Genomic DNA, 8184 nt, shown 5'->3' with positions numbered 1-8184 from the left:
GGCCGGTGATCGCGGCGATAGGGCCAGCGAGGAACGTGATGGCCACCGAGGCCGCGACGAGCGTGGCGGTGGAAGCGAGCATACCGGCGGGCACGCGGCCCGCATCATGGCTTTCATCCAGGGAAACCGTGTCCGAAATGTCGCCGAGTGGGCTAACGCGCACCGAGACGACATTGCCTTCGGGCGCGTCCTTGCGGTCGCGCACAAAAGCTTTGGACCACACGATCATCATCGCGTACAGCGTGAGCAGCGACGTAACTACAGCGCCGATGATGAGCACCCAGGACAGCCACGAACCTTCTTCGGCACCGGCCTGGATGAGCAGCACCTTGCCGATGAACCCGGAAAACGGCGGAATACCACCCAGATTCAGCGCCGGGATCATGTACAGCAGCGCGATCACGGGGGCGGTATACAGCAGCGAGCCGAGGCGGCGCAGCTGGGAGGAACCCATCTGCCGTTCGATGAGGCTGACCACCAAAAACAGGGAGGTTTGCACCAGAATGTGGTGGACCGCATAGAAGATCGCACCGCTTAAACCGTGGGGAGTGCCCAGTGCGACACCGAAGATCATGTAACCGATGTGGCTGACCAGGGTGAAGGAGAGCAAACGTTTGATGTCGTTTTGGGCGAGTGCGCCCATCACACCAATCACCATCGTGGCCAGCGCCACCCACATGAGCAGGGTACTTAAGGAGCCATCCGGGAACATTGTCATTTTGACGCGGATGATGGAGTACACGCCCACCTTGGTCAACAGCCCCGCGAACACGGCGGTGACCAGGGACGCTGCCGTGGGGTACGAGTCAGGCAGCCACGCATCCAGCGGGAACACTGCTGCCTTGATGCCAAAGGCCACGAGCAAGGTGGCAAAGATCGCGGTGCGGGTACCGTCCGGGATGTCCTCAAAGCGGATACCCGCCTGCGCCATGTTCACCGTTCTCACGGAGGCATACACCAAACCGAGGGCAAACAGGAAGACCATAGACGACGCCATGGACACCATCACGTAGCTGATGCCCGCGCGCACACGCTGGGGTGAGGCACCGATTGTGAGCAAGATGTAGGAGGCGACCAAGAAGATCTCAAACCCGACATACAAGTTGAACAAGTCACCCGCCAGGAAGGACAAGTTCACACCCATAGACAGCAGCATGTACACCGGCAGGAACACCTCAACCGGGTCATTCTCATTGCCGTCCCGGATACCCTGACTGATGGCAAACCACATCACGCAAAACAGCACGATGGCGGACACAAACAGCATGATTCCGGACAACCGGTCCGCCACAAACGTGATGCCAATGGGAGCGTCCCAGCCACCCATCTGCAAGGTCTGAATGCCGGACATGTCCGCCACCAAAATCATGGATGCCGCAACGCCCGCCAGCACCAAGAAAGTAACAAACGCGATATTGCGCTGCAGCCCACGGCGGCCACCAGCCAACAAGATCAGTCCGGCCGCCAGCGCCGGAATGAGCACCGGTAGGGGGATCAGGTAGGGCATGTAGGGCAGCAGGAAGTCAACGTACTGCTCAAAAAGGTTAGGGCTGCTCACGAGGCTATTGACCGCGCTATTCATCGTCGACCTCCTTCACCGGGCTTTCAAAGGACCGGGGGCCAAAGACATCGCCACTACTACTCATACGGCCGGTCTCCGGGTCATCCGACGCATCCGCGTCCGGAGCCGCCGCCGGAGTGGCGGGGCGGGCTGCAATTGCCTGGTCTTCAGCATCGTGCTCAATCACGTCATCCGTGCGGTAGCGGTACTGCCTGTACATCAGCGCCAAGATGAAAGACACCAGCGCCATGGAAATAACAATCGCGGTGAGGATCATGCCCTGGGCCAGTGCGTCTGCGGATTGCTCTGCCGCAGCCGAATCACGATCCACAATCGGCGGTGCACCGGCCTCCCCGCCTGCCTGCAGCAGCAGGAGATTCGCACCGTTACCAATGAGCATGACGCCCAACAGCATGCGCGTCATCGCCCGGTCCAACATCAAGTACACACCGGCGGCGATCAGAACACCGGATGCGATGAGGAGGAACAAATTCGCTTCCATTACTTCGCCTCCTCAGCATTGGTTGCGGGCACAGGGGTCTTAGTGGCTGTAGCGGCCTTTGCGGCCTTGGACGCCTCACGTGCTCGCCGGCGATCTTCGTTCTTCTGCTGCAGCGCGCGAGCACGGTCGCGTGCACGCTCCTTGCGTTCATCTTCCTCTCGGTCGATCTGGGCGCCAAGGGAGGTCAAGGTGTGCATGGTGGTGCCGACGACGATGGTGTACACGCCGGCATCAAAAAGCAGGGCCGAAGGAATCGTGACCGTGCCGATAAGTGGAAGCACCGGCTCGATGTACCCACTGGTCAGCGGAGGGTAGCCGAAGAACATGGGGATCACCGCCGCCAAACCGGAGAGCAGCAGACCCGCGCCAAGCAGTTTCGACGGATCCACCGGCAGCGCCTCCTCCAGTTCCTCACGGCCACCCGCGATGTAGCGGAGGGTCAGCGCAAGGCCCATGACCAAGCCGCCAGCGAAACCACCGCCGGGGGCGTTGTGGCCCGAGAAGAAGAAGTAAGCGGACAGCAGCACCATCGCCGGGAAGAGCAGGCGGGTGACCACATCCACCATGATGGAGCGGTTCTGCGCCTTCTCGCCCTCCACGCCTGCGGCAAGCCAGCGCGGGCGGTGCGTGGACAGGGTCGGGCGGCGCGAGTCACGCGTGAAGGATTCGGTACGGTAAATCAGGCTGGCCACTCCAGTCGCCGCGATCACCAGGACGGAGATTTCGCCGAGAGTATCCGCGGCACGCAAGTCCACCAGCAGCACATTCACAGTGTTCCGGCCGTGACCGATGTCATAGGCTAGACCCGGCATGAACCGGGAGATCGGCTCGGCAATGCGCGCGGACATCGCCGCGATAGCCACCACTACAACGGAGAAACCAGTGCCCACGGCCAGCCACGCGCGCAGGCGGTTGTCGGCATCACGGACATCCACCTCGGTGGGCAGCTTGCGCAGTACCAGCATGAACACCACCATCACAAGTGTTTCCACCAGCACCTGCGTAAGTGCCAGATCCGGCGCGCCATGGAAGGCGAAGATGACGGCGGAGCCGTAGCCGGTCAGACCCACCAGGATGACCATGGACAAACGATTCCGGATGATCGTCGCGGCCACAGCACAACTAACCATCACCAGCACCGTCATACCTTGCCAGGGGTTATCCCACAGCTTCATGTGCGTATCAGTGGTCTGCCCAAGCACAAGCGCCGCCAGCGGCACCACCAGCAGCACACCGAAAATGACGGCCAGGTTGATGGTCAAAGAACCGCGCTGCGTCGAAGCAGTCAAGCGCAGGCTCGCCTGCCGCAGCACCCTCAACATATTGTCCCAAAGATCATCCGCGTCCCCCAAGGCCGGACGCTCAAACTGCGTCTTCTTCAGTAGTTCGCGCTGCCAGAAGATCACAGCACCGGTGGCAATGATCACCGCGCTCAGCGCCAGCGGAACAGTGACGCCGTGCCACAGCGCCAAGTCCTGGTGTTCACCCTGCGGGAAACGCACATGCAAGTACTGGTTGAAAATCGCCGACAGTGGCTTCGGCACCAGTCCAAAAATAATGGTCAGCAGGACCAGCAGTCCCGGTGGCGCCCATTGCAGGAAGCCGATGGGTTTCATGGAGGCGACGGCGGGGGAGGTGCCGTCGACAAACTCAATGCTGAGGTCCTGCGGTTGTTTGCGTGCAAAAGCACCCCACAGGAAGTACAGGGAATAGCTCATGGTCAGGATCGAGCCCGCAACGAAACCAACAAGCAGCACATCGCGCGGCATGCCCACCAGCAGCTCCTCATGCAAGGTGGTTTCGAGCACTGCTTCCTTTGCCACAAAGCCCCACAGCGGTGGAATGCCCGCCATAGATGCCGCCGCGAGCGTAGCCAGCACCCCAACCAGCGGTTCCTTGCGCCCCAGCCCCGACAGTTCGCGGATGTCGCGCGTGCCGGAGGTGTGGTCGATCGCGCCGACAATCATGAACAGCGCCGCCTTGAACAGCGAATGCGCGAACACGAGCGCTAGGCCCGCCATGGTGGCTTCGCGCGAACCAATGCCCACCACCGCAGTCATAAACCCAAGCTGTGACACCGTGCCATACGCCAGAATCAGCTTCAGATCACGCTGCTTCAGCGCCATCCAGCCACCCAGCAGCATCGTGAACACGCCCGCCGGAAGCACAACAACGTGCCACACGCTTATCGACGAAAAATCCGGCGCCAACCTTCCCACCACATACACCCCTGCCTTCACCATGGCAGCGGAGTGCAGATACGCGGACACAGGTGTCGGGGCCGCCATCGCGCCGGGCAACCAGAAGTGGAACGGTGCCTGCGCCGACTTGGTCAGCGCGCCGAGCAGGATAAGCATGACAGCCGCGGTGATCCCCGGGATGTTTTCTAAGTTGGTCAGACCCGGGATTTCCGAGAACTTCCACACATTGGTCTGCGTGCCAAACAGGATGATGCCCACCAGCATGGCTAACCCGCCAAAGGTAGTGACCAGCAGAGCCTGCGTCGCCGCTCGTCGTGAAGACGCCCTCTCCCCGTAGTACGACACCAGCAGGAAGGAGAGCACCGATGTAATCTCCCAGAAGATGTACATCATCAAGATGTTGTCCGAGATCACCAGCCCGTACATCACCGCGGCAAACATGGTGAGCTCCGCCGCGAAGATACTCAACCGCCGCGGATTCGAATCAAAATAGCCCCAGCAATACAGCAGCACCAAAGCGCCAACACCCAGGATGATCAGGCCAAACAGGCCGGCGAACGCGTCCAAGCGGAACTCAATATTCAGGTGCATCCCCGGCATCCACGGGTACGTGGCCAGGATCTCACCCCCGTTGTGGAAGGTCCCCGCCGTGAAGTGATACACCAACCAGAAAAACCCTGCCGCGGGCACCAGAGCCAACAAACCAAACGCGGGCCTTCCTAGGGTACGAACTAGGAATGGCGCCGCCGCCGTTGCGGCAATAAGCGCTATGAGCAGGGTGATCACGGTGTCACGGCCTTCCCGAGAAGTTCTGTCATTAGGTTAAGGATGCAGCAGCTATCAAACACACCCTGCCAACTTGGGAAACACGTGAAACCAAATCAAAAGGCGCGTCATGAAGGCGCGGCCAACCCCAGACAGTCTACAGATTTTTACCCGATGGTGTCATGGCAACTAAGGGTTGGCTTAGCTTTTGACTTAGCCGTAGATGCGCTGCGCACCCGAGGCCATTGCGGAAGCAATGGAGATTTCGCTGGTCGTGCCAAAACCAACGGCCCACGCGGTGTTGCGCTCGTTGATCTGATGAGCAACCTTGATGGCGGTGAACTTTGCCTCGAAAAGCTCAAACTGGTGGAACTCGAGGATCTCAACATAACGACCCTCCTCCGCCAACATCGCCGAAAACGCGTGCGCCGGGCCCGAAGCTGTGACCTCGCGGTGCTCCGTCTGAGGCGGAAACGTCTTCGAGGTGCGGGTGACATCCGCAGCGTAGGTGGTGTAGCACCAGTTCTCGCGGGTAGCGGTGATGTCGGAGAATTTAACCGTCGGCGTCGGTGCGTAGGTGGCGGTGAACAGGGACCAGGTCATGCTCATGGCCTCTTCGCGCAGCTCACGTGGCAAACGACGTGGTGTATCGTAGCGGAGCTGGAACGGGTCCAGCGTCTCATTCGGTTGGGTTGACTGCTGCGTGGTCTGCTGGCCGGCTTGTTGTGGCGCAGGGGTGAAGCCATCGAAGCGAGTCTGGCTGGTCTGCTGAGTCTGAGTCTCGGTGTAAGACACGAGTATGTCCTTCTACGTTTGCGGTTTGTGTTGGGGGTGTACCGACTCGCTAGTACTGGGTGGCTAAGGACCACTACCCCACACCGCAGGGAGTCGGCTACTCCGCGTTGGGGTCGGTGGCCTTGAGTACCACCGCTAGCGCTAGGGGCGCTAGAGCTCGTAGAAGAATCTGCTTTTCCATGACTGTGACAGTAGCTCACCAGTCTGGTGATGTGCAACACATTGGGAGAAATTTTTTCGGCTACTCTTATGTCGTTTTGTTGTGTGTGCAGGTCAAGGCCACAAATGCCGTCCCAAAAAATCTACCCCCAATCCCACTATGTGGAACACTATGCGGCGGATGTGTTGTCACGCTGTCTCGTTCGCGATGCCCGGATCCTCACCGCCCACCCCAAGGTGTAGAACCAGCTTTTAGGGTCCAGCTAATCGGCCTAAAATCGTCGAAAAGCTGGATCTTAATAGCTGGTTTTGTCGCAGTAGTGCAGGTTCCATTTAGAAGCGCCGGCTTGGCTGAGCGGAGGTGAGGGCGGGGCCACGGGATTGGGAACGCTGATAAGCGTCGATCACGCGCTGAACACAGGCCTGCTCATCGTGGAGAATCTCCGAGGGGAAGAGACGCAAAACCTCGTAACCCTGCTCACGCAACCAATTCTCGCGTTTGAGTTGTTTGAGGACTGTCTGGTGGGTGAGGTCTTCGTACTTCATTGCTCCGTCGATCTCAATAACAAGTTGGTCTACCAGCAGGTCAACCCGCACACGACGACCGATCCACATCTGTGGCTGCGCAGTAATGCCGTTCTCGAAGAGGATGATGCGGAACAGCGATTCATACGGCGACTCCGACAGCGAGACACTCATCACGAGCGCCTCACGCGCCACCGCGATGCCTTTCTTGCCTGTCAACCGCGCGATGGTCGTCGTGATCTGTTTTTGTTTGACCTGCACATTGATCGGTGTATCTCCCTTCAACCACCAGTCCAGCGCAGCAACGCCGTGGCGCAGACCATGCAGCCGAGCGATATCGACGATCGTCCTTTCCAACGTCGTTACACGCAAGATGCTAGAGCCGGTTCCATCAACGGCCTCGAACTCCTGGTAGTCCACGCTGGCGATAGGCATATGACGATATATAACCCCTGGGGGCCACTGGGTAGTAGAGGGCGGTTTGCCGGATGTGTGCGCAAGCTCCACGAACTCTTTCTTTAGAGGTAGTACCCACAGTCCCCAAAATTGCCCGGCGGATCGTCCAACAAGTAAGCCTGTATGTGCTGCTGTCCCAGATGCGTAGCACTTGAGGTAGTCCTGCTCGTAGCGTTTTAGCTGTTCCCAGTCGCTGGCGCGTATGTACTTGGTGGCAGAGAGTTTTACGCAGTCGCTCTGGTGCGCTTGTCCGCGTGACAAAAGTAGGTTACGTAGTTTGACGTAGTCCATGGGTCCCCCTAATAGGCGCGCTCCCCCCCCGAGCGCTCTTGGTGGAGACGTTAGCAAAGCTTTGCCGCGCTAGTCCTCGACTTGCGCCCGCACCACCCTCCTCCCGAAAAACCAAAACCCGCTTTCTAGATCCAGCTATTCGGCCTAAAATCGTCGAAAAGCTGGGTGTAGATAGCGGGTTCTGCGGGAGAGGGGCGGGCGGCGCTAGGCGTAGAGGGGCCGGGCCTGCAGGGGCTGGGCCAGCAGGGGGCGGACTACAACGAAGCCACTCGCTGCAGGAACTTTGCTTCCGCGACGGCGACGCGTTCGATTTCGTAGGGGTGGACGGACTCGTCAACCGAGTGGATGCCAGCGAGGTTATCCTCCACGCCGTACATGGCAATCGTGGCGTCGGGGAAGTGCTCCTGCAGGGTGGCGGTCAGTGGGATGGAGCCGCCTGAACCGACGGTGACCAGGTCGGTTGGTGTGGTCACGGTGGGGTCAGAACCGGCGCCTTCCTCGTAGGACTCCTGTAGGCATTCGCCGAGGAGAGCGATGGCGGGGCGGGAGGGGTCGGTGGCAAAGCCGTGGTTGATGTCGAAGATCTCTACGGACACCTTGGCACCCCACGGGGTGTGGGAGATGAGGTGCTGCTTCAAAGCTTCGGCGGCAGCGGCGGGGTCCATGTCGGCGGGAACGCGCAGGTTGAGTTGGGCTTCGGCGCGGGGAACGATGGCGTTGACGGCCTCACTGACCGGGGTAGAAGTGAAGCCAATGATGGTTACGGCGGGGCGGGCCCAGACCATGTCGGCAACACCAGGAGCACCAGCAGCGCCAGACTCCACTCCGCCCAGAAGGGACACTCCATCGAGGACGCCAGCGTCGGCGCGGAAGGCAGCGGCGTCGTAGGGCTGGCCGGGCCAGGCGGCGGTCAGGGCGTCGGAGAGGCC

6 protein-coding genes are annotated in these 8184 nt (G+C 60.1%); all 6 read right to left on the bottom strand.

The features are described from left to right. On the bottom strand, positions 1-1582 hold a 1582-nt coding region (locus tag F4V54_RS09435; protein WP_150386970.1), incomplete at its 3' end, for a Na+/H+ antiporter subunit D. Continuing rightward, positions 1575-2063 (bottom strand): Na(+)/H(+) antiporter subunit C, encoded by a 489-nt coding sequence (locus tag F4V54_RS09430; RefSeq protein WP_150386969.1) that lies wholly within the window; start codon positions 2061-2063, stop codon positions 1575-1577. The genes F4V54_RS09430 and F4V54_RS09435, both read right to left, overlap by 8 nt. Further along, positions 2063-5050, bottom strand: coding sequence for a Na+/H+ antiporter subunit A (locus F4V54_RS09425; protein ID WP_150386968.1), 2988 nt, complete (start codon positions 5048-5050; stop codon positions 2063-2065). Before F4V54_RS09425 ends, F4V54_RS09430 begins: the two co-directional genes overlap by 1 nt. Before the next feature lie 192 nt (positions 5051-5242). Beyond that, positions 5243-5824, bottom strand: a complete 582-nt coding sequence (locus F4V54_RS09420; protein ID WP_249041279.1) for an acetyl-CoA acetyltransferase — start codon at positions 5822-5824, stop codon at positions 5243-5245. A 492-nt stretch (positions 5825-6316) separates the two neighbouring features. Continuing rightward, positions 6317-6943: an endonuclease domain-containing protein gene (locus F4V54_RS09415; RefSeq protein WP_170253144.1), complete on the bottom strand. Its 627-nt coding sequence runs from the start codon at positions 6941-6943 to the stop codon at positions 6317-6319. 566 nt (positions 6944-7509) lie between these two features. After that, a partial coding sequence (locus F4V54_RS09410) for a peptidase dimerization domain-containing protein (protein ID WP_150386966.1) occupies positions 7510-8184 on the bottom strand: 675 nt, incomplete at its 5' end.

Source organism: Corynebacterium tuscaniense (genome assembly GCF_008693065.1).
GTDB classification, from domain to species: domain Bacteria; phylum Actinomycetota; class Actinomycetes; order Mycobacteriales; family Mycobacteriaceae; genus Corynebacterium; species Corynebacterium tuscaniense.
The sequence above is the reverse complement of the archived record's forward strand: the minus strand, read 5'-3'. Positions and strand labels throughout refer to the sequence as shown.